This is a genomic window from Agrobacterium sp. DE0009 (assembly GCF_007680755.1).
Lineage (GTDB): Bacteria > Pseudomonadota > Alphaproteobacteria > Rhizobiales > Rhizobiaceae > Agrobacterium > Agrobacterium tumefaciens_B.
Genome location: NZ_VEIU01000003.1, coordinates 542,245 through 563,591, shown reverse-complemented (window position 1 = coordinate 563,591; position 21,347 = coordinate 542,245). Strand labels below are relative to the sequence as shown.

Below are 21,347 nucleotides of genomic sequence, written 5' to 3'. Positions count from 1 at the left end.
ATAAAAGCCTCGCGTCGCGCCGCAGTACGACCGGCGCAATGCCCTTGATGCCGAAATTTGTCGGACCCAAGGCGACTATAGCGACAGGCGGGACAAAATTGTGGAAAGCGGCAGCAAAACATATCCCGCCCTTCATCACGGCATACGCCGGAAACGTTTGCAAACAACACAGGAAAGGTGGCAGACGACCGGTTTTCCAGGGGTTATGGCAGAAAGGTGCCAACAGGTGTAAGCTTGTTTTTTGGATCAAGGGAGGACGATCCGGTGCCGCAAACCATTACCCAGACCGTGACGGACTATGTGCATGCCGTGGCTTATGCCGATGAAAGCCTGATGCGTGATGTCTTCGACCCACGCGCCAGTATCGTCGGAAACTTTCGGGGTGAAATCGAATGGCTGTCTCTGGAGGACTTCATCGATCAGTTGCGCAGCAGCGAACGCGGCCTGCCCGATCATGATCCCGCTTTCGAGATCATCGGCATTGACAAGGAGGGCGACAGCGCCTCGGTCAAGGTGACGACGCGCTTCGACGGCATGGACTTCTATGAATATCTGTCGCTGCTGGAACACGACGGCAATTGGTCGATCGTCCACAAGCTTTATCATATCAGGCCATAGGCAGGACTTGGGCCGGCGCAACATCGTCAGCTTCTCGACTGTCGCGGCAGGCAACGACCTAAAAAAGGTCGCTGTAAATTGCGGTAATCCAGATCGCGTCGAAAAGCAGCCATACCACACCGAGCCACATGATCGTGCGGCTATTGTCGGTCCTCATCGCCACGAGTGCGATGAGCAGACCGCAGACGATCCGCACGAGATACCATGGCCCAAGCTGTTCGAAATGCTGCCTTCCCTTGATGTAAGTATCCATCAGATCGAACACAAAGGAGGCCGCAAAAAGCGCAAAAAAAGCATGTCGCCGTCGCAGGAAAAAACTCTCCCGCTCAGCCGATTCCTGAATATGGTCGGGGTAAAGCAGCGTCGACATCAGGAAGAAAAGCGACGTGTAAACAAGGACAAAAATGTAAATCCAGAAATTCCAGTTCTGGATGAGCCGCAAGGCAAATTCCCACCACCAGAAATGCACGGCCCCGAGAAGCAGGGCAATCGACCAGACGATCTGGGCATGGGTGCGGTCGGTTTTCTGCGGCTCCTGCAGCCGCCTTGAAAGGCCGGACAAGACGCGGGTAATTGCGAGGCCGAGGATAAGGCTGACCAATATCCGCAAATGACCATAGGCATCCATCACACCCGCCGCTTCTCGTCCATCTCTTGATCGAGAAGATACGCTGAAAGCAACCGGCTTTACAACTCTGGCGGATACCCAGCGCGAAGTTCCCTCGTCTTCTGGTGGGCCCACGGCGCGGTGTTTTCATCAAATGGATTAAGCAGGCCCGTGCGGCTGCCGAGCAGCAGGCGCAGTCAACCAGACATAGTGCGGTGAAAGGATTGATTTCACTGGTGCCCCCGGCAGGGTTCGAACCCGCGACCCCCTGATTACAAATCAGGTGCTCTACCAACTGAGCTACAAGGGCAAGCCAGTGCCTTGCCAACTATCAGATTCTGACCTGGTGTAAAGCGAAAATTGTGTCCGAGCAGCCAGACGCGCTCTTTTCCACACCTGGCCCTACGCCTTTCCGCGGCGTGATCGCTATCGGATCAAAGATGACAAAATAAGCGAAGTGTTTACGCGGCGTTGCTAAAATGGCGATGTACCATAACCATTCCAGCGAGAATACGCATCCGATGCGCGCGAGCATACAGAAAATCCAACTGACCGGCACTATCGTCATCGCCGTCAGCGCCATATTGCTGGCGACCCTTGCCGCGCTGCCGAGCGTTTCCAACTACCTGCGTTACAGGACAAACGCCCAGCAACTTGTCCGCTTTGAAACCGCGCTTCAATCGGCCTGGCTGGTCTCGGCCGAGCGTGGCCCCGCCAACAATCTGATGGCGGCGTCTTCAGTGGATGCCAAGCTGATCGACGCTCTTGCCGCTGCGCGCAAGGCTACGGACGACAAGCTTTCCCAAGTCGAGACGTCCTTCGCCGAAGAAATCAAGATGCAACCCGGCTTTGCAAAATCGCTGCTCGAAACCCGCCAGAGGCTTGCTGAATCGCGCCGGCTCGTGGACGAAGTCGCGGCTCTTTCCCCTCAGGCACGCAGCTATAGCGCCATGGCGAACGCCATCCAGTCGATGTTCAAGGCCGCCGATAGTGTGAACCTGCTGCGCGGCAGGGCCGCCCGCGCCATCATAACGAAAACGCCTGACGTAGCGATCGACGTTGCCATGACGGGCACGGCCGGTGTGATGCGTGACAGGATCGGCCGCCTCGGCTCCTATGTCGTCATGAGCATGCAGGCTAACCGGCAGGACACGCTCAGCTATCGCGCAAAATTCGATACCGAGATGCAAAGCCTGCTGTTGATAAAGTCCTCACTGTGGAACTACACGGCTGCCTATCTGTCGACCCCGCGTCTGGATGCCGCATTCCGTGAATTCGACTCCTACTATTTCGGTCAGGCGCTTCGCTATGCACAGAACACGATTGCCATCGTGATGCCCTCTGCCCGCCCGAGCGTGCGGGAATTTTCCGAAAGCTATATTCAGGGCATGCGCTCCTCGGACAAGCTGCGCGACCTCATCCTCTCCGAGACACGGGCGAGGATCGAAAACAACAAGGAAAGAGCGCTGGTCTACGGCGCGTCGTCTCTGCTTCTTGCCCTCATTGCAGTTCTCGTCCTGCTTCGCCTGACCTGGGTCTACAGAACGGCGCTCTTCCAGCCGATGCAGTCCGTGCGTGCGCAGATAGCGGCGATAGCCGCCGGCGATCTTTCGGAAGTCGACCATAAGGACGGTGTCGCGCCGGAGGTCAAAAAAATGTTCCAGGAGCTTGATTTCCTGCGTGAACAGCTCCGCCAGAAAGTAGAAATGGAAGATCAGCAACGTGCGCTGGCCGAGCAGCTGCGTGCCCTTTCCGAAACCGATGCCCTCACCGGTGTCTTCAATCGACGCGCGCTGGAAAAATCGGTCCGCTCCATCCTGAGCAGCGGCGAGCAATGTCCGGCGCTCGGCGTAATGATCGTCGATATCGACCACTTTAAATCCATCAACGACCGCTACGGCCACGCCATGGGCGACCTCGCGCTGCAGAAGACCGCGAGCCTTCTGAAAAGCGCGTTGCGCAACGGCGACATTCTGGCGCGATATGGCGGTGAGGAATTTGTCGTCGTGTTGCAGGATGTCAGCCACGCCATGGCCACCGCCACCGCCGATCGGCTTCGTCGCATGATCGAAGCTCAGATCATCGATGAACAGAGCGGTCTATCGCTGACAGCAAGTTTCGGTGTTGTCTGGCAGGAAGCACGCGCCATTGGCAATTGGGACGAATTGATCGCCATAGCCGACGACAGGCTCTATGAGGCCAAGCGCGCCGGCAGAAACCGCGTGTGGGCGACCTATTTCCCAAAGGTCGCAAACGGCTAAGCGATAATGTCACGCTGATGTGACGTCCGCTAGACCAGATCCAGCGTCATGACCACAGGGCAATGATCTGAAGCCTTCGGACGATCCCAGCCGGTGCGCGGATAGCGCTCCACCTCCTGGCCCGGCGGAAAGACCGTGCGGAAGGGCTGGCCGTTTCGAATGATTTCAGGAACATGGGTGGCATTCGTTTCCGCCAGGCGCGGCGAAAGCCAGATATAGTCAAGCTGGCAAAGATGCTGCTCCTGCGGCCCGCGCGAATGGTAGAGCGTCCAGCGATCCATGACGTCGCGGCGCGTCATCGGATTGACGACGAAACCATCGGCCGTGAAGATATCGAGAGCGCTCAGCTCTTCCCGGATCGGCGTGAAACTGTAACCGTTGCGCCTGTCGCCGGAAATCGCAACGCGCTCCTGATAGTCGTTCATATCGCCGCAGATCGCGAAATTCTTGTTATGCGTGTTACCCACGCCCCAGCGATTTTCGATGATGCGGCGAACGGCGCGGGCTTCCGCCTCGCGAACAGGCATGGTGCCAAGCCTAGCATCCACCGCGTCCCGTGAGTTGGTCATGGATTTAAGATGGGTGACATAGAGCGTCAGCGGCTTGCCGCCGATCCGCAGGTCGATTTCCAGACAGTCCCGTTTGAAAATCTTGTCGTCGATCTGGTTTGTCGTCGCCAGCTCGGGACTGAAGAGATCGAGATTGCGATAGGTGAGCGCCGCATGGCTCTTGATGTCGACCACTTCGATCTTGTCGCCGTCTCGCGTCTCCTCACGCATCACGACGGCGACATCGATGCCGCGGCTGTCATTGCCCTCTACCAGATATTTCTGCATGTAGCCGTTGCCGACCATGCGATAGAGATAACCATATTCGAAGGCCTGCAACGCCGCCATGTTGTCGACCTCCTGCAGGCAGAGAATATCGGCATCCGCATCCGCAATGGCGAGCGCCGAAAGCTGGCGCGTATCGTCGGTGGATGACACCATCCGCGCGCTTTCGAGCGCCTGATAGGTGGCCTCATCGCGGATATCGAAAAGCTGCATCGCCCTGTCGCGCCGCGTCTGGTTGCGAAAGCCGGTGAAATCGAAACGGGTGAGAAGGTTTTCGATATTGAATGTGGCAAGCCGAAGCGACATGAATCAATCCCATTGCTACGGCCGCAGCTTAGCTGGTGTCGTTCCGCCTTTCCAGCGTTCGGGACACGTGCGCTCTAAAGCCGCCACCCGCTGCGAATGGCAACCGGGAACTTGTCACCCACCGTCACCGCCTCGCGCGAATAGGCCCTCAGCACCTGCCCATCCGGCAGATCGAGACGCAGAGCATATCGTTCGCCCTCATAAAGAACCGACGTCACCGTGCAGCCAATGCCTTCCGGATCTTGCAACACATCCTGCGGCCGCACGAGAACATCCGCCTGAGGCAATTGCGTGACCCCTTCCATCGCCGCCCGAAGCACCGCCCAATCAAGATCGCGCCCGCCCCCTTCCGGCACCGACAGGTTGAGGATCGCCCCCTGCCCCACCAGCGAACCGACCAGCCTGCCCTCCGGTCGCGCATAAAGCTCCGCCGGCGCGGCGACCTGCAGCAGCCTGCCCTGCGACATGACGGCGACATCGGTCGCCAGCGCCATGGCCTCGGCCTGGTCATGAGTGACATAGATCATCGTTGCGCCGGAACGGACGTGGAATTCGCGAAACGTCTCCTCCATCTCCTGACGGAGGTGCCGGTCCAGGTTGGCGAGCGGCTCGTCGAGCAGCACCACATCAGGCTCGGTCACAAGGCAGCGGGCGAGCGCCACGCGCTGCCGCTGGCCGCCGGATAGTTCGGCGGGGCGGCGATTGGCAAAACTCTCGAGACGGACGGCGGCCAGCGCCTGGCGCACCTTCTCTCGATATTTTTCTCCCGATATGCCGCGCACCTTGAGAGGATAGCCGGCATTGTCGGCAACCGACATATGCGGCCACAGCGCATAGGACTGGAACACCATCGCCATGTTACGCCGCTCGGGGGGTACCATGCTGCCGGCATCGGCCAGCACGCGCTCGCCGAGAAGGATGGAACCATCGGTCGGCTGTTCGAAGCCGGCGATCATGCGCAGCACCGTCGTTTTGCCGCAGCCGGAAGGCCCAAGCAAAGCGAGAAAACCACCTTCGCGAACCGTTAGCGATACATCGTCCACGGCGGGCTTCGCTCCCGCACCAAAACTTTTAGAGAGGCGGTTGAGGATCAGTTTCGCCACGGAACGACTCCTTTTGGCAGATAGCGCCCCAGAATTTCGAGCAGCAGCATAAGGACAATGACCATGATGACGACGAGCACCGAAAGTGCTGAGGCGAGATCGAAGCTGCCGCTGTCATCGAGATTGTAGATGAGCACGCCGAGCGTCTGTGTGCCGGCGGACCAGAGGAGCGCCGAGACCGTCAGCTCGTTGCAGGCGATCAGGAAGACGAGAATGACGGAAGCACCGGCCGCAGGACCGACCAGCGGCAAGATGATATCCCGGAGCCGCCGCCAGAAACCGGCGCCGGAGAGCCTTGCGGCCTCTTCCAGCGATGGATCGAATTGCAGGAAGGCGCTGACCATGGGCTTGAGGCTGACGGCGAAGAAGGAGGAGAAGTAAGCGAGCAGGATGATCCAGATCGTGCCGTAAAGCGTGAAGCCCAGCAGCGGAATGGGGGCTGCGAACAGCAGCACGAAGGATACGGAGATAACGACGCCCGGTAGGGCATAGGGAATGTCCACCAGCGCCGAGAGCAGGAACATGAAACGGCTCTTGCCACGCACCAGGAAATAGGCCGTCAGCACCGTCACCGCCAATAGGCACAATGATGTGACTGTTGCCAGAAACAGCGAATTGCGGAAGGCCGTGCGGGTGACGCTCTGCCGATACAGTAGCTCCTCATAGGCATGCAGCGTTGCGGTCTTGAGGCTGAGCGGCACGCCATAGGCGGGAGCAAGCGAGCTCGCCACCAGCGCCGTCAACGGCGCGACCAGCATGAAGAACAGGACGAGCCACAGGGCAAGCTCTGCCGGCACCCGCCACCGCGCCAGCCCGAAAGTCGCCGCCTTGCCGGAAAGGCCGATGATGCGATAGTCCCTGCCCTTCATCGCCCGTTCCTGCAACGCAAGCCCGGCCACAGAAATGAGCGCGATCATGGTCGAGAGAATCGCGATATCGCCGAAGGTGCTGGTGCCGAAACTGGCAAAACGGCTGTAGATCAGTGTCGGCAGAGTGAAGATCGAGGCCGGGATGCCGAGGATCGCCGGAATGCCGAAATTGCCGACATTGGAGACGAAAGAGATCGCTGCGCCTGCGATCAATCCCGGCGTCGACAGCGGCAGGATAATATCGAACAGCACGCGGCGCGGCGAGGCACCGGAAAGCTTGGCAGCCTCGATGCCGTCCTGCGGCAAGGCGAGCAGACCGGCGCGCAGCGACAGATAAACGAGCGGCGCATGCTGCACGCCGAGCAGAAGTGCGATGCCGGCAACGGAATAAAGCGGCTGCGGCGATCCCATCGCCGGCGCAAGGCCGATCGCCTTCAGAAGCGTACTCGACGGGCCGGTCATGCCGATCCACGACAGCGCCGTCACCTGCGGCGGGATCATCATCGGCAGCATGAACAGGAAGCTCAAAATCGACTTCCCGCGGATGTCACACAGCGTCAGCGAAAGCGCGTAGGAGCCGCCGATGGCAAGTGAAATCAGCATGCCGAAAAACGATGTAGAGATTGTGTTCAGCGCCGCATCCCAAAGGGCCGGATCGGCGAGAAGCCGCCATATGTCACCATTCAGGGACGAGATGATGCCGGTATAGGCGAGCCGGCCGAGCGGCAGGGCGCTGAGTGCGAAGACGACACTCACCACAAAGGGAAACAGCCAGCGCGGCTGGCTGCTTCCATAAGCCTTGGAACGGGTCATTCCGCACTATCAGCCCTTGGAGCCGAAGATATCGGAGAAGGTCTTCAGATCCTGCTCGGAGTTCTTCAGTGCATCAGCAGCGCCGAGCGGCAGAACCTTGATCTTGTCGCGCGCCGGGAAACCTTCCGGCATGCCGGCGTCTGCACGCGCGGGGATGTAACCGAGCTTGACGAAGCCCTGCTGGCCCTTTTCCGAAAGCACGTAATCGACAAATTTCTTGGCCGCTTCTTCATGCTTGGTGCCCTTGATGATCGCGACCGGCTCGGTGACGGCCGACACGCCCTCTTCCGGGAAAACGAACTCGACCGGTGCGCCCTTGGCCTTTTCGCGGATCGGCATGTAATCAACGACTACTCCAAAGGCCTTTTCACCCGAAGCGACGGACTTCAGCACCGCGCCGTTGCCACCGCCGGCAATGGCTTCATTGGCCTTCAGCGCCTTGTAGTAATCCCAGCCGAGGCCGTTTGCGGCGGCAAGCGTCTGCGCGTGGATCAGTGCGGCACCCGAGGTGAGCGGGCTCGGCATAGTGACCAGACCCTTGGCTTCTGCCTTGGCCAGATCCTTCCAGCTCGTCGGCTTCATCGCGGCGGCGGTGTTGTACATGATACCGGTCGTGATGAGCTTGGTGGAGTAATAATAGCCGTCCGCATCATAAAGCGAGGCATCGATATTCTTGGCTTCGGCAGACTTGTGGGCGAGAAGCTGGCCGGCCTGCTTCATGCGCTCCAGCGTCACGGTATCGGCGATCAGAAGGACGTCGGCAACCGGATTGCCGGCATTGATCTCGGCCATCAGCTTGGCCATGATCTTCGGCGTTCCGTCACGCACCCATTCAACCTCGAGACCCGGATTGGCGGCCTTGAATCCATCAACGGTCGCCTGCGCGTCCTCGTTCGGCTGGCTGGTATAAAGCACCAGATCGGCGGCATTGGCCGCGGTGGCGATGAAGCCGAGCGATACGATGGCGGTGAAAGCGGAGAGCAGCGTTTTCATGGATCCAGTCCCTGTTGTTTTATGGGACCGCTTAAACATGCTTGCATAACATGTATGTGACAGGCAGGATTTTTGCGGGTGATCTCTCGGGACCGTCTTGATCGAGAGGAACAATGTTCCCTGATAATCGCGGCTTACCGCCCTCTGCCCTGCCGGGCATCTCCCCCACAAGGAGGGAGATCGGCAAGACGCTCGTTTGTCACTTCAATCTCAAACGTGGAGATGGGCGGGACCTCACCGCAAATCGATCTCCCCCCTTGAGGGGGAGATGTCCGGCAGGACAGAGGGGGGTGAAGCCGCACCCTCCACCGCTGCCGTAAGCAGATTATCAAATCGCCGGGACCACCTCAGCCGTTTCTGCCTGAGCCGTCGCGATCAACCGTCCAAGGCGCTTCATGCCTTCCTCGATCATCGCCTCGTTGGCGCAGGAGAAGCTGATGCGCAGCGTATTCGTGCCCGAACCATCCGCAAAGAAGGCCCGGCCGGGAACGAAAGCGACCTTTTCCGTGGCGATGGATTTGGCGAGCAGGGCGGCCCCATCCATGTCCTCCGGCAGCGTTACCCAGATGAACATGCCGCCTTCCGGCTTTGTCCAGCTGGTGGTCTTCGGCATGTACTTCTCAAGCGCGGAGAGCATCGCATCACGCCGTGCGCTGTAGGCTGCCTTGATCTTCGCCACCTGCTTGTCGAAGCCGCGCGAGGCGACGCGTTCGATGGCGATCTGGTTGATCGTCGAGGAATGCAGGTCGGCGGCCTGCTTCATCAGCACCAGCTTGCGGATAACAGGCGCAGAAGCAACGATGTAACCGACACGAAGGCCGGGCGCGAGCGTCTTCGAGAAGCTGCCGCAATAAATGGTACGGGTGTTCTCGATGCCGCCCGAGCGGGCAATATCGAGCGCCATAATCGGCGGCACCGCCTCGCCATCGTATCGCAGCGACTGGTAGGCGGCGTCTTCGATGACGGCGATGTCAAGCTCATCGGCCAGCGCCAGAACCTTTTCGCGGCCGGCAAGATCGACGGTTTCGCCGGTCGGATTGGAGAAATCGGCCGAGAGATAGGCGAATTTCACCGCGCCGCCAAGCTTGGCGGCCGTCTCACGATAGGTCTCGGGCGTGCGGTTGCCGCCGGGATTGAGTTGATCGTAATTCGGCTCGTAGGCGTTGAAGGCGGAAAGCGCGCCGAGATAGGTCGGCCAGGTCACCAGCGCCGTATCCTTCGGCGACAGGAACAGCTTGCCGAGATAATCGAGCCCCTGCTGCGAACCGGAAACAATGAAGACGTTGTCGGCCGTGCATTCGATGCCGATCTTGTCCATTTCGCCCGCCAGCCATTCGCGCAGCGGCTTGTAACCCTCGCTCACGGAATATTGCAGTGCCGAGTTGACTTGCGCGCCGGAAAAAATCTCCGCGTAAGCCTGCTGGAACTCCTCTGCGGGGAAAAGAGCCGGGTCCGGAATGCCACCGGCAAAGGAAATGATGTCAGGCTGTTCGAGCAGCTTCAACAGCTCGCGAATTTCAGACGCTTTCATACGCGAAGAGCGGGTGGCGAAAATTTGTTCCCAATTGAGCATGGGTACGTTTCCTCTTGTGTCGTTTTTGTGCGTGCATCTTTACAGAAATGTCGATACGTCAGCAATACTGACTTATCAGTTTTTCGAATTATTTCTGCCTCCCTGCACATTCCGCTCAACTGGTCTCAATCGAGGCCGATTTCGCGGACAAAGCCAGATACACCCTCTGGGAAGGCTTAACAATCTTCTGTTTGCGATTGACGCCGCGCGCTTTTCCGGCTGGATTGCGCGCCGGTGCCGCGGACGGCATGAGGATGATGGGAGTTAGAAGACATGTTGAAAAATATCGACCCGGCGCTGAACGCCGACGTTCTGCACGCGCTGCGCGCCATGGGTCACGGCGATACGCTGGTTATCTCGGACACCAACTTCCCCTCCGACTCGGTGGCCCGCCACACAGCGGTCGGGAAAGTGCTGCATATCGACAACGTCTCGGCCGCCCGCGCCATGAAGGCAATCCTGTCCGTGCTGCCGCTCGACACCCCGCTGCAGCCCTCGGTCGGCCGCATGGAAGTGATGGGTGCGCCCGATCAGCTGGAGCCGGTGCAGGCCGAAGTGCAGAAGGAAATCGACGCGGCCGAGGGAAAATCAGCTCCCATGTATGGCATCGAACGCTTCGCCTTTTACGAAAAAGCCAAGCAGGCCTATTGCGTCATCACGACGGGTGAAAACCGGTTTTATGGCTGCTTTCTGCTGACCAAGGGCGTCATTCCGCCGAAGTGAGAGACCGACGCTGGTGAAAACGGCGCATACGAGTTCGGGGGCGCTGTCGTCAACCACTCGCGCCTGACAAACGAAAAGGGCCGGAGCTTTCGCCCCGGCCGCAATATTTTACACCAAGCGATAAAGCTTAGTTGACGGCCTTGTCGACCAGCTTGTTCTTGCCGATCCAGGGCATCATGCCGCGCAACTTGGCGCCGACTTCTTCGATCTGGTGAACGTCATTCATGCGGCGGATGCCCTTGAAACGGGCAGCACCCGAGCGGTATTCCTGCATCCAGTCCGAGGTGAACTTGCCGGTCTGGATGTCGTGCAGAACGCGCTTCATTTCAGCCTTGGTTTCCGCGGTGATGATGCGCGGACCGGTGACGTATTCGCCCCACTCGGCCGTATTGGAGATCGAGTAGTTCATGTTGGCGATGCCGCCTTCATAGATCAGGTCGACGATCAGCTTCACTTCGTGCAGGCACTCGAAATAGGCCATCTCAGGCGCGTAACCGGCTTCTACCAGGGTTTCAAAACCGGCGCGGATAAGTTCGACGAGACCGCCGCACAGAACGACCTGTTCGCCGAAGAGGTCGGTTTCGCACTCTTCCTTGAAGTTCGTTTCGATGATGCCCGAACGGCCACCGCCAACGCCGCAGGCGTAGGAGAGCGCGAGTTCGAGGGCGTTGCCGGAAGCGTTCTGGTGAACGGCAACGAGGCAGGGAACGCCGCCGCCCTTCTGGTATTCGCCGCGAACCGTATGGCCAGGGCCCTTCGGTGCGATCATGACGACGTCGAGCGATGCCTTCGGCTCGATGAGGCCGAAGTGAACGTTGAGGCCGTGGGCGAATGCAATCGCGGCACCATCACGGATGTTGCCGGCGATGTCGGCCTTGTAGATGTCGGCCTGCAGCTCGTCCGGCGTCGCCATCATGATGAGGTCGCCCCACTTGGCGGCTTCGGCAACGGTCATGACCTTGAAGCCGTCGGCTTCAGCCTTCTTGATGGTCGGCGAACCGGCCTTGAGCGCGATGACGACGTTCTTCGCGCCGGAATCCTTCAGGTTCAGCGCATGGGCGCGGCCCTGCGAACCGTAACCGACGATGACGACATTCTTCGCCTTGATGAGATTGAGATCCGCATCACGATCATAATAAACGCGCATTTGATGGTCCTTCCCTAATGCTTGTCTCTCAGTTGTCTGGACCGGAATCTCAGGCGACCTTGCCGCCCAGTTCCGAATGTACCTTTTCCGTCCCGTAGAGCGTCAGAAAGGCAATGACAGCCTTCTTTGCCCGGGCGGAAAAATCCTTTTCCGGCGCCTCGCCCAGCAGCATGCGCACATGCAGATCCGAAACGATAAGGCCGTAAAAACTGCGATATGCCTCTTCGGCATCATCGAAACGCAGGTAGCCGGAACGGCGACCTGCCTCGATTAGTCCCCGCGCGCGCCGGTCGATCTGGCGACGACCGCGCTCCAGGAGCAGATCACCGAGCTTCGAACCGTCCCGGCTGGCCTGGCCGATGGCGAGGCGGTTCAGCGCCAGCGACACGTCGCCCGCCAAAACATCCAGCAGATCATGCGCAAAAACCTCGAGGTGATCGGCAAGCTGCGGCGCGGAAACACGATCCCCCGCCTTCTCGAAGGTGCGGACTTTGCTCTGCTGAAAAGTGATCATCGCTGCAAGCAGGCCGTCACGATCACCGAACCACTTGTAGAGGCTTTCCTTGGAACAGTTGGCGGCGCGCGCCAGACCCGACGTGGTGAGCGCTTTTTCTCCGCCCTCGACCAATAGACGCAACGCCTGGTCCAGAACGGCGTTCTGGCGCGGCGAAAATTCCTGCGCTGTGATCGGGTCGGAAGCCAAGTCTTTCCACTCCAATGGTTCGATTGATGTACCGTACGGTACGGTTCGAGCGCCATTTAAGCGGAGGCGGCGTTGGGGTCAAGCGGATTCTTCCGGGACGGAGAAGAATTGGTGCGGTGCAGCGTGGGATGACGTGCTTCAGGCGTGGTCGTCACTCACAGTGGATCGCGGGCGCGCTTTGCCCCTCTCTGCCCTGCCGGGCGCCTATATCGACGCCGCGCCCTACCCCGCAGCAAGCTCGCGAGAGACATCCACGTCTCGCGACGGCGCCATACCATAGAAGCGGCTGTATTCACGGCTGAATTGCGAGGGGCTCTGGTAGCCGACGCGGTGGCCGGCAGTGCCGACATCCAGCCGCTCCAGCAGCATCAGCCGACGCGCCTCATGCAGACGAAGCTGCTTCTGATATTGCACGGGCGTCATGGCCGTAATCGTCTTGAAGTGATGGTGGAATGAAGACACGCTCATGCCGATCTGTTCGGCCAGTTCCTCCACCCGCAACTGGCGGGCAAAGTTTTCGCGCAGCCAGGCGATGGCGCGGGCGATGCGGTTGCCCGGGCTTCCCGCCGCGATGATGTTCATCAACTGGCCACCTGCCGGCCCTGTAAGAATGCGGTAGAGAATCTCCTGCTCGATCAGCGGCGCCATCGCGGCAATCTCGGTGGGACGATCAAGCAAACGCAACAGCCGGACGGCTGCGTCGAGAAGCTCCGGCGTGGCGGCATTCACGACGATGCCACGTTGCGCATTAACCGGCTCGGAGGGTGGATCGATCGGCACGCGACGCATGAGATCGAGCAGCTTTTCACCATCGATTGCAAGGGAAATGCAAAAATGCGGCACCTCCTGGCTCGCCTCCACCACACGCCAGGCGACAGGCAGGTCGAGGGAGGTCAGCAGATAGTCGCCCGCCCCGTAATTGATGGTGTCCGTCCCCAGCTGAACGCACTTAGCGCCCTGGATGACCATCGCAAAACAGGGACGATAGCTCCCGTGGCAGGGTGCGCTAGGGGTGGTCCGCCGACTGATCCCGAGAGAATCGATGGCAGTCCTCACCTCGCCATCGGCTGTGGCGTGCCGCGCGGCGATGGAGGTAATCTCCTGATAGAGATTGAACGGCAGGGACATGAGGGATACCCTTCAAGTGAGGAGAAAGCCTTGTTTATCTAGAATGCCTAATGCACTTCGCAAAGAGACGGACAGTCAATTTTTGCAGGATCGTGCAAAAAGCTCGGAGGATCGCTCTAACGGCTTCAGCATCTTCCGTCGCATATTCCATCGTCCCCAAACTTCCGAAAGGATATTCAGATGGCAATTGCTAGAGGTTACGCTGCGACCGATGCGTCAAAGCCGCTTACCCCGTTCACTTTCGAACGCCGCGAGCCCAATGATGACGACGTCGTCATCGACATCAAATATGCCGGCATCTGCCACTCGGACATCCACACCGTCCGCAACGAATGGAAGAATGCCGTCTACCCGATCGTGCCGGGCCATGAGATCGCCGGCGTCGTGCGCGCCGTTGGCTCCAAGGTCACCCGGTTCAAGGTCGGCGACCATGTCGGCGTCGGCTGCTTCGTCGATTCCTGTGTCGGTTGCGCCACGCGCGATGTCGACAATGAGCAGTATATGCCGGGCCTCGTTCAGACCTACAACTCCGTCGAACGCGACGGCAAGACGGCGACGCAGGGCGGTTATTCCGACCATATCGTCGTTCGCGAGGATTACGTCCTCGCCATCCCGGAAAACCTGCCGCTCGACGCCTCAGCGCCGCTGCTCTGCGCCGGCATCACGCTCTATTCGCCGCTGCATCACTGGAATGCCGGCCCCGGTAAAAAGGTCGCGATCGTCGGCATGGGCGGTCTCGGCCATATGGGTGTGAAGATCGGTTCGGCCATGGGCGCTGAGATCACCGTCCTGTCGCAGACGCTCTCCAAGAAGGAAGATGGCCTGAAGCTCGGTGCGAAGGAATATTACGCCACCAGCGACGCCTCGACCTTCGAGAAGCTCGCGGGTACCTTCGACCTGATCCTGTGCACGGTCTCTGCCGAAATCGACTGGAACGCCTATCTCAACCTGCTCAAGGTCAACGGCACGATGGTTCTGCTCGGCGTACCGGAACATGCGATCCCGGTTCATGCTTTCTCTGTCATTCCGGCCCGTCGTTCACTCGCTGGCTCGATGATCGGTTCGATCAAGGAAACCCAGGAAATGCTGGATTTCTGCGGCAAGCATAACATCGTGTCGGAGATCGAAAAGATCGACATCAAGGATGTCAACGAAGCCTATGAGCGCGTGCTGAAGAGCGACGTGCGTTACCGCTTCGTCATCGACATGGCCTCGCTTGACGCTTAAGCGTTAGACTAGGCAAACACGCTACATCGGCACGCCGTCACCCCGGACTTAATGCGGGTCCAGCGCGATCAAGTGCCTGATCGCAAAACACTCTCTTCACGGCGCAGACGCGCCGTGGATGGATGCCGGGCAAAACCCGGCAGGACGGAGGAGACGGTTGGGTAGTTGCCGTAAATCAAGGGCGGGAAGCCGGTGCCTCCCCCCCTTTTTTCTCCGCCGCGACCCTCACGCCTCGTCCTTCAGCGTCTCTTTCTGGGTAATAAGACGCGCGCTGTGCTGGCCGCTCAGATAAATCCACAGCCAGCTCCACGCCACGGCGAGCCGCGAGCGCGTGCCGATCAGGAAGTAGATGTGGGCGAGCCCCCAAATCCACCATGCCACCACGCCCTTCAGCTTCAACTTGCCGAAATCGATCACCGCCGCGCGTTTGCCGATGGTGGCGAGATTGCCCTGATGGCTGTAGCGGAAGGCCGCCGGTGAAGGTTTGCCGGAAAGTCGCGCCTTGATGACCTTCGCCACATAGGCGCCCTGCTGCTTGGCGGCGGGGGCAATTCCCGGCACCGGCTTGCCATTTTCCTGATTGACAGCTGCGGTGTCACCGATCACGAAAATATCCGCATCGTCCTGAAGGGTGAGTTGCGGACCGACAACCACGCGCCCTGCCATGTCCGACGGCGCATCCAGCCATTTTGCGGCGGGAGAGGCTTGAACGCCTGCGGCCCAGACGACAGTTCGGCTGGGGTAATGGGTCTCACCCACCGTCACCCCCTCGTCCGTGCAGGCCGATACCGGCGTCCCAAGCAGGACTTCGACGCCCAGCTTCTCGAGCGCGGACTTTGCATAGGCCGAAAGATCTTCGGTAAAAACGGGAAGAACGCGCGGCCCAGCTTCCACAAGCAGCACCCGCGCCCTTCGCGTATCGACATTGCGGAATTCGGCCGGCAGGGCTTTGTGGGCGAGCTCGGCGATCATGCCCGCCATTTCAACACCGGTCGGGCCTGCGCCGATGATGGCGAAAGTCAGCAGCGCCTGACGCTCTTCCTCGCTGGTGGCGAGTTCTGCGCGCTCGAAAGCGAGAAGCAGACGACGCCGGATCGTGGTCGCATCTTCCAGCGTCTTGAGGCCTGGCGCAGAACGCTCCCACTCATCGTGCCCGAAATAGGCGTGGCGGGCACCCGTGGCCAGCACCAGCGTATCGAACGAGATCGCCTGCCCTGTATTCAGATGCACGGTGCGGGCGGCCCGGTCTACACCTGTTACCTCGGCGAGCAGGGTTCTGACCTCCGCACGGTCACGGTAAAGGTGACGGATCGGCCAAGCGATTTCGGATGTCGCCAGCGCCGTTGTCGCCACCTGATAAAGCAGCGGCTGAAACAGATGGTGATTACGCCTGTCGATCAAGGTAATGCGGACAGGGGCCCCCTCCAGCCCGTGTACCAGTTGCAAGCCGCCGAAGCCTCCACCCACGACGACAACATGATGGTCGTTCATATGTCTATGCCTTCCAAAGCCGGAGCTTCCGACCACACGTAAATTGCGGCCTTCGAATACCCGATCCTCAAAACAAAACTGAGATCAGCGGAACCGGTTCCGATCTCTTCGCCGTCTCGCGCACGGAGCATGCGCAAGACGAAGCATAGGGCAAAAAATGGGCTTTGGTTATGAAATAGCCTGACCGCAGGCCTGCCGAAAACGCCGGACTGTTTCAGCCATACCATATTCCAGCGCGTCAGCAGTCAAACCATGGCCGATGGAGACCTCGGCGAGATATGGGATATATTTCATGAGCTTGGGCAGATTCGCGACGGTGAGGTCATGCCCGGCATTTACCGCAAGGCCGACCTCCCTGGCGTGTTCGGCTGTCTGTCCAAGCTTTTCGGCGAGCATATCGGCCTTTTGCGAATCGTCAAAGCAGCCGCCGTAGGGGCCGGTGTAGAGTTCGATGCGCGCCGCGCCCGTTGCCGCCGCCAGCTCCACCGGTTCACGTTCTCCATCACCATCGGCAAAAAGCGATACGCGCATGCCGCCGGCTTTCAGACGTGAAACGACGTCCTTCAGGAAAATGCCGTGCGCGCGGAAATCCCAACCGTGGTCGGATGTCGCCTGAGACGGGTCGTCCGGCACCAGCGTCACCTGTTCCGGCTGCGTCTGTTCGCAAAGAACGAGGAAATCTTCGGTCGGATACCCTTCGATGTTGAACTCTGCTTCGGGAAACTGATCGTCAATAAGCGCCCGTAACACCGGCAAGTCGGGAAAACGGATGTGGCGCTGATCCGGCCGCGGGTGTACAGTCAGCCCGCTTGCACCCGCAGCGAGTGCAATTTGCCCGAAATGCGCGACGTCTGGCCACGGTAGATCGCGACGGTTGCGTAACATGGCGATTGCGTTCAGATTAACGGAAAGTTTTGCGGGCATGGCATGAGGCTCCGGTTCGGACGTCACCCCTGTTTCCCGCAGCTTGAAGTCATTCGCAAGAAGGCTGGCAAATTTTTTATTCCGGTGGGAACGAAATCACGCAAACGAGCATTACGGCCCTGATGTAGCATTGAAAATAAGTCATGATCAGAAGGACGTCCGCCTGAGGGAACAGGTCGCGGACGCCCTGGAAGGCAGCACACTGCCGGAAAGCGCGAGGGGGAGACTATGCAGGATGGGCGGCTGCCGTTCAAAAGCAACGGCGACGAAGACAAACCGAATTCAAGGTTCAGCAGTTTTTTACCCGATGTCAGCCTGCCCTCTTCACTGCCCGCCGAGCCAGTCCCCATTGCCGACATGGCGAACATTTTTGGCGTCACCCACAGGACACTTCATTTTTACGAAGAAAAGGCCCTGCTGACCTCAAGGCGTGTGGGCCAGATGCGGGTCTATACCCATCGCAACGTCCAGCGTATGGCCGTCATCAATGTGTGCCGCGAAGTCGGCATATCGGTCGCCACCATTACCGAGATCATGGAGAAACTCGGCCGCTCTGTCTCGCAGGAAGAGGCGGATGAGGTATTTCACACCGCGCTTCGCCAGCGAAAGCGGGAGCTGACGGCTGAGCTTTCGACCCTTCAGCGGCAGGCCCAGCAGATCGAGGAGTTTCTCGTTGCCGGGGATCAGGATGCGGAAGGCGACGAGGAGGCGGAACGAACGCCGACGGCGACAATCGCCCTGAGCGAGACCGAGCGCAAATGCCTGGAACTGATGGCGGAGGGGTACGCGCCCGTCAGGCTCGCCCGCGCCCTTGGTCTTTCCGGCAGCGACCTCAATATTCTTGAGGCGAAGATCATCGGAAAGTTCAGCGCCAGCAATCGCTTTCAGGCGGTCGCCAAGGCGGTCCTGCTCGGCGTCATCCGCGCCTGATCAACGGACGATGGTGAGCGTTTCCGCCGCGCGTGTGATGGCGGTATAGAGCCATCTTTCGCGGGAATCGCGGAAAGCATAGCTCTCATCGAAGAGAACCACATTGTTCCACTGCGAACCCTGCGCCTTATGCACCGTCAGTGCATAGCCGAAATCGAACTCGTCGTATCTCTTGCGGGTCGACCACGGAATTTCGGTCTCCACATCCTCAAACGCCGCCTTCAGAAGTTTGATCTTGGCCGCGCCGCGATCCATATCGTCGTCTTCAGGCCGGATCATCAGGTTGATACCGGGCTTCACCGTTTCGCGCGACGAGCTCATCACCTGCCAGAGCGAACCGTTGAGCAGGCCCTTGGCGGGATCGTTCCGCAGGCAGACCAGCTTGTCGCCCGATTGCGGATAATCGGCGGAAAACCCCTTGAGCTCGCGGAGACGCTGATTATAGCGGCGGCGGGTCCTGTTGGTGCCGACAAGCACCTGATCGGCCTCCAGCACCAGCGACTGCGTCACTTCAGACTTTGAAATCACCTGCGCGGAGCCATAATCGCCACGCATGATCTCCCGGCCCTCGCGCACATCCATGGCAAGATGGATGATCGGATTATCTTTCGCCTGGCGGTGGATTTCCGACAAAAGATAATCGGGCTCCTGCTCGGTAAAGAAACCACCGCCCGAAACCGGCGGCAACTGGCCGGGATCGCCAAGTACGAGGATCGGCGTGCCGAAGCTCATCAGGTCCTTGCCGAGCTGTTCGTCCACCATCGAGCATTCGTCGATGATGATGAGTGCTGCCTTGGCAAGCGGACTCTGGCGGTTGATGGAGAACATCGGCGCAATCGAGGTCTTGCCGGTTTCCTCGTCTTCAACGGTTTCCTCGCCACGCGGGCGGTAGATCAGCGAATGGATGGTGCGGGCATTGGTTGCCCCGCGTGAACGCAGCACCTGCGCCGCCTTGCCGGTGAAGGCTGCAAACAGCACCTCGCCATCGACATTCTCCGCAAAATGTTTGGCAAGCGTCGTCTTGCCCGTCCCGGCATAACCGAACAGCCGGAAAACCGGTGTGCGGCCTTCCTTCAGCCAGCGGGAAACCGCCTTGAGCGCTTCGTCCTGTTGCGGTGAAAATAACATGCGCCCTCATCGCAGGATTCGAGCCTGATGCGCAACAGAAAAAGAACGAAAGATGAATCGCGCAATGAGAATGCGGCAATAAAACAGGGCTGGTTTTTAAATCACGGCCGCTATCATGCCGCGCATGAAGATATTGATTCTCGGCGCGACAGGTTTCATCGGCTCGGAGGTGGTGCGTAGCCTTCACGGCAGAGGCCACGCCATCACTGGCCTGGCACGTTCCGTAACACGCGCCACCGACAAATGGCCTTTTGTGACCTGGATTTCCGCCGATCTCGCCCGCATGACGCAGGCATCGAACTGGAACGCGCTGGTCGGGGATCACGACGCCATCGTCAACTGCGCCGGCGCGCTTCAGGACGGTCTTTCAGATGACCTTGCAGCGACGCAGGAAAAAGCCATGCTGGCGCTTTACGAGGCGGCGGCGCAGGCGGGTGGCAGGCTGGTGATCCAGATATCGGCCCGCACAGCGGGCGCCGCGGCCGACCTGCCCTTTCTTGCCACCAAACGCCACGCCGATGAGGCGCTCACCGCAAGCGGCCTGCCTTACGTCATTCTGCGCCCGGCCCTCGTTGTCGGTCGCAATGCCCATGGCGGCACGGCGCTGGTCCGCGCGCTTGCCGGCTGTCCTTTCATCCTCCCGCTCGTCAATAGCACAATGCCCGTTCGAACGGTCGCGGTCGATGATGTGGCGGCAGCCGTTTGCGCGGCCATCGATGGTGAAGTCCCGCCGGGCAGCGATCTCGAACTCGCCGCAGAGGAAACACTGACATTGCAAGACATGGTGACCACGCACCGGCAGTGGCTTGGCCTACCTCCCGCCCCTGTCGTAAATCTTCCGGCAGCCCTCACACGACCTGTCAGCCTGTTGGCGGATGCCGCAGGCAGGCTCGGCTGGCGCTCGCCGCTGCGTTCAACCGCCATGACGGTCATGTCGGAAGGCATCATCGTGGAGAGTGAGGCGCAACCGACGATGACATCGCTCAAGACACTGAAGCAGACGCTGACCGCCCACCCTTCCGGCGTGCAGGACCTGTGGTTTGCCAGATCCTATCTGCTGAAACCGCTGGTCATTCTTTGCCTGTCTTTGTTCTGGTTGTTGTCCGGCCTCATACCGCTGCTGAATATCAACGAAGCAGCGGCGCATTTTCTGGCCTTCATGCCGCAGGCGCCAGCAATCGCCCTTACACTCGCCACCTGCCTCACCGATATCGCCCTCGGCGTCGCCGTCCTGTGGCGGCCGCTGGCCAGAAAGGCGCTTATCGGCATGCTGCTCGTCAGCGCAGCCTATCTGACGGGCGGCAGCCTGCTGGAGCCGGGCCTGTGGCTCGATCCGCTCGGTCCCCTCGTCAAGGTGCTGCCCTCCATTGCCCTGACTTTCGTTGCCCTCGCCACGCTGGATGAACGCTAATGACGCTTGAGGAACTGCTGCGGCTTGCCCATGTCATCGGCGCAACGGTGCTGTTCGGCACCGGCGCGGGCATCGCCTTCTTTATGGTCGTGGCACGGCGAACGGAAAACCCGGCACTGATCGCGCATGTGGCAGGCACGGTCGTCATTGCCGATACGATCTTCACCGCCACCGCCGCGATCATCCAGCCAGTGACCGGTTATTTTCTGGCGCGCGTGATCGGCTGGCCGCTCACCGAAGGCTGGATCGCCCTTTCGCTTGGCCTCTACGTCTTCACCGGCATTTTCTGGCTGCCGGTGGTGTGGATCCAGATGAGGCTGCGCGATATCGCCCGAGACTGCGCCGCCAGGAGACAGGCCCTGCCGGCGCAATGGTTCCGCCTCTACCGCGTCTGGTTCGCCTGTGGTTTTCCCGCCTTCTTTGCAGTCCTTGGCATCATCTGGCTGATGCTCAACAAGCCGGATATTCCCCTGTTCGGCTGATGCGGCGACATGACTAAACTGAAAAAACGACGTTGAGCCGGGAATAAACCGGCGGCCGGCGGTGTCTCTTGATGTGC

Annotated in this window: 19 protein-coding genes and 1 tRNA gene; 7 read left to right on the top strand and 13 right to left on the bottom strand. The window is 59.8% G+C overall.

From position 1 onward, the window contains the following. Positions 1-264: 264 nt before the first annotated feature. Complete coding sequence (locus tag FS804_RS15425) at positions 265-618, top strand: nuclear transport factor 2 family protein (RefSeq protein WP_063948538.1); 354 nt, start codon at positions 265-267, stop codon at positions 616-618. A gap of 58 nt (positions 619-676) precedes the next feature. Here FS804_RS15425 and FS804_RS15420 read toward each other — a convergent pair whose 3' ends face one another. After that, positions 677-1,246, bottom strand: a complete 570-nt coding sequence (locus FS804_RS15420; protein ID WP_063949079.1) for a hypothetical protein — start codon at positions 1,244-1,246, stop codon at positions 677-679. 213 nt (positions 1,247-1,459) lie between these two features. Continuing rightward, positions 1,460-1,535 (bottom strand) — tRNA-Thr (locus FS804_RS15415). Between the two features lie 211 nt (positions 1,536-1,746). Here FS804_RS15415 and FS804_RS15410 point away from each other — a divergent pair. Continuing rightward, positions 1,747-3,486 (top strand): diguanylate cyclase, encoded by a 1,740-nt coding sequence (locus FS804_RS15410; protein WP_144577458.1) that lies wholly within the window; start codon positions 1,747-1,749, stop codon positions 3,484-3,486. Between the two features lie 29 nt (positions 3,487-3,515). Here the strand turns inward: FS804_RS15410 and FS804_RS15405 are convergent, their stop codons facing one another. The 5 genes from FS804_RS15405 to FS804_RS15385 all read right to left on the bottom strand — a co-directional run bounded on the left by FS804_RS15405 (position 3,516) and on the right by FS804_RS15385 (position 9,976). Next, positions 3,516-4,625 carry an endonuclease/exonuclease/phosphatase family protein gene (locus tag FS804_RS15405; protein ID WP_144577457.1) on the bottom strand — a complete coding sequence of 370 codons (1,110 nt, stop codon included), beginning with the start codon at positions 4,623-4,625 and terminating at the stop codon, positions 3,516-3,518. 74 nt (positions 4,626-4,699) lie between these two features. Next, entirely contained in the window at positions 4,700-5,728 is a 1,029-nt protein-coding gene (locus tag FS804_RS15400) for an ABC transporter ATP-binding protein (RefSeq protein WP_144577455.1), read from the bottom strand. Next, on the bottom strand, positions 5,716-7,410 hold the full coding sequence (locus tag FS804_RS15395; RefSeq protein WP_144577453.1) for an iron ABC transporter permease: 1,695 nt from the start codon (positions 7,408-7,410) through the stop codon (positions 5,716-5,718). Before FS804_RS15395 ends, FS804_RS15400 begins: the two co-directional genes overlap by 13 nt. A 9-nt stretch (positions 7,411-7,419) precedes the next feature. Then, on the bottom strand, positions 7,420-8,403 hold the full coding sequence (locus tag FS804_RS15390; RefSeq protein WP_144577451.1) for an ABC transporter substrate-binding protein: 984 nt from the start codon (positions 8,401-8,403) through the stop codon (positions 7,420-7,422). A 328-nt stretch (positions 8,404-8,731) separates the two neighbouring features. Further along, positions 8,732-9,976: a PLP-dependent aminotransferase family protein gene (locus FS804_RS15385; RefSeq protein WP_144577449.1), complete on the bottom strand. Its 1,245-nt coding sequence runs from the start codon at positions 9,974-9,976 to the stop codon at positions 8,732-8,734. A 273-nt stretch (positions 9,977-10,249) separates the two neighbouring features. Here FS804_RS15385 and FS804_RS15380 point away from each other — a divergent pair, with 273 nt between their 5' ends. Next, entirely contained in the window at positions 10,250-10,699 is a 450-nt protein-coding gene (locus tag FS804_RS15380; protein WP_063949260.1) for an RbsD/FucU family protein, read from the top strand. Between the two features lie 127 nt (positions 10,700-10,826). Here FS804_RS15380 and ilvC read toward each other — a convergent pair whose 3' ends face one another. The 3 genes from ilvC to FS804_RS15365 all read right to left on the bottom strand — a co-directional run bounded on the left by ilvC (position 10,827) and on the right by FS804_RS15365 (position 13,677). Beyond that, complete coding sequence (gene ilvC, locus FS804_RS15375) at positions 10,827-11,846, bottom strand: ketol-acid reductoisomerase (protein ID WP_063949261.1); 1,020 nt, start codon at positions 11,844-11,846, stop codon at positions 10,827-10,829. Between the two features lie 49 nt (positions 11,847-11,895). After that, on the bottom strand, positions 11,896-12,549 hold the full coding sequence (locus FS804_RS15370; RefSeq protein WP_063949262.1) for a TetR/AcrR family transcriptional regulator: 654 nt from the start codon (positions 12,547-12,549) through the stop codon (positions 11,896-11,898). Positions 12,550-12,771: 222 nt separating this feature from the next. Next, entirely contained in the window at positions 12,772-13,677 is a 906-nt protein-coding gene (locus tag FS804_RS15365) for an AraC family transcriptional regulator (RefSeq protein ID WP_063949263.1), read from the bottom strand. A gap of 180 nt (positions 13,678-13,857) precedes the next feature. Here FS804_RS15365 and FS804_RS15360 point away from each other — a divergent pair, with 180 nt between their 5' ends. Then, entirely contained in the window at positions 13,858-14,904 is a 1,047-nt protein-coding gene (locus FS804_RS15360; protein ID WP_144577447.1) for an NAD(P)-dependent alcohol dehydrogenase, read from the top strand. 225 nt (positions 14,905-15,129) lie between these two features. Here the strand turns inward: FS804_RS15360 and FS804_RS15355 are convergent, their stop codons facing one another. Together FS804_RS15355 and FS804_RS15350 are read right to left on the bottom strand one after the other, a co-directional pair. After that, positions 15,130-16,395, bottom strand: a complete 1,266-nt coding sequence (locus FS804_RS15355) for an NAD(P)/FAD-dependent oxidoreductase (protein ID WP_144577445.1) — start codon at positions 16,393-16,395, stop codon at positions 15,130-15,132. A 168-nt stretch (positions 16,396-16,563) separates the two neighbouring features. Beyond that, complete coding sequence (locus FS804_RS15350; protein ID WP_144577443.1) at positions 16,564-17,319, bottom strand: pyridoxine 5'-phosphate synthase; 756 nt, start codon at positions 17,317-17,319, stop codon at positions 16,564-16,566. 228 nt (positions 17,320-17,547) lie between these two features. Here FS804_RS15350 and FS804_RS15345 point away from each other — a divergent pair, with 228 nt between their 5' ends. Next, positions 17,548-18,249, top strand: coding sequence for a MerR family transcriptional regulator (locus tag FS804_RS15345; RefSeq protein ID WP_144577441.1), 702 nt, complete (start codon positions 17,548-17,550; stop codon positions 18,247-18,249). Here the strand turns inward: FS804_RS15345 and FS804_RS15340 are convergent, their stop codons facing one another. Then, entirely contained in the window at positions 18,250-19,377 is a 1,128-nt protein-coding gene (locus FS804_RS15340; protein ID WP_144577439.1) for an ATP-dependent RecD-like DNA helicase, read from the bottom strand. It lies immediately after the preceding gene. Between the two features lie 124 nt (positions 19,378-19,501). Between FS804_RS15340 and FS804_RS15335 the strand changes: the two genes are divergently transcribed. Together FS804_RS15335 and FS804_RS15330 are read left to right on the top strand one after the other, a co-directional pair. After that, the gene (locus FS804_RS15335; protein ID WP_144577437.1) at positions 19,502-20,788 is read left to right on the top strand and encodes an SDR family oxidoreductase; all 1,287 of its coding nucleotides are present in this window, start codon (positions 19,502-19,504) and stop codon (positions 20,786-20,788) included. Beyond that, on the top strand, positions 20,788-21,270 hold the full coding sequence (locus FS804_RS15330) for a DUF2269 domain-containing protein (RefSeq protein ID WP_144577435.1): 483 nt from the start codon (positions 20,788-20,790) through the stop codon (positions 21,268-21,270). Before FS804_RS15335 ends, FS804_RS15330 begins: the two co-directional genes overlap by 1 nt. Positions 21,271-21,347 lie beyond the last annotated feature (77 nt).

Coding starts and splice junctions, on each gene's coding strand:
- FS804_RS15420 (WP_063949079.1), bottom strand. CDS start 1,246: ATGGATGCCTATGGTCATTTGCGGATATTGGTCAGCCTTATCCTCGGC.
- FS804_RS15410 (WP_144577458.1), top strand. CDS start 1,747: ATGCGCGCGAGCATACAGAAAATCCAACTGACCGGCACTATCGTCATC.
- FS804_RS15405 (WP_144577457.1), bottom strand. CDS start 4,625: ATGTCGCTTCGGCTTGCCACATTCAATATCGAAAACCTTCTCACCCGT.
- FS804_RS15395 (WP_144577453.1), bottom strand. CDS start 7,410: ATGACCCGTTCCAAGGCTTATGGAAGCAGCCAGCCGCGCTGGCTGTTT.
- FS804_RS15390 (WP_144577451.1), bottom strand. CDS start 8,403: ATGAAAACGCTGCTCTCCGCTTTCACCGCCATCGTATCGCTCGGCTTC.
- FS804_RS15385 (WP_144577449.1), bottom strand. CDS start 9,976: ATGCTCAATTGGGAACAAATTTTCGCCACCCGCTCTTCGCGTATGAAA.
- FS804_RS15380 (WP_063949260.1), top strand. CDS start 10,250: ATGTTGAAAAATATCGACCCGGCGCTGAACGCCGACGTTCTGCACGCG.
- ilvC (WP_063949261.1), bottom strand. CDS start 11,846: ATGCGCGTTTATTATGATCGTGATGCGGATCTCAATCTCATCAAGGCG.
- FS804_RS15365 (WP_063949263.1), bottom strand. CDS start 13,677: ATGTCCCTGCCGTTCAATCTCTATCAGGAGATTACCTCCATCGCCGCG.
- FS804_RS15360 (WP_144577447.1), top strand. CDS start 13,858: ATGGCAATTGCTAGAGGTTACGCTGCGACCGATGCGTCAAAGCCGCTT.
- FS804_RS15355 (WP_144577445.1), bottom strand. CDS start 16,395: ATGAACGACCATCATGTTGTCGTCGTGGGTGGAGGCTTCGGCGGCTTG.
- FS804_RS15350 (WP_144577443.1), bottom strand. CDS start 17,319: ATGCCCGCAAAACTTTCCGTTAATCTGAACGCAATCGCCATGTTACGC.
- FS804_RS15345 (WP_144577441.1), top strand. CDS start 17,548: ATGCAGGATGGGCGGCTGCCGTTCAAAAGCAACGGCGACGAAGACAAA.
- FS804_RS15340 (WP_144577439.1), bottom strand. CDS start 19,377: ATGTTATTTTCACCGCAACAGGACGAAGCGCTCAAGGCGGTTTCCCGC.
- FS804_RS15335 (WP_144577437.1), top strand. CDS start 19,502: ATGAAGATATTGATTCTCGGCGCGACAGGTTTCATCGGCTCGGAGGTG.
- FS804_RS15330 (WP_144577435.1), top strand. CDS start 20,788: ATGACGCTTGAGGAACTGCTGCGGCTTGCCCATGTCATCGGCGCAACG.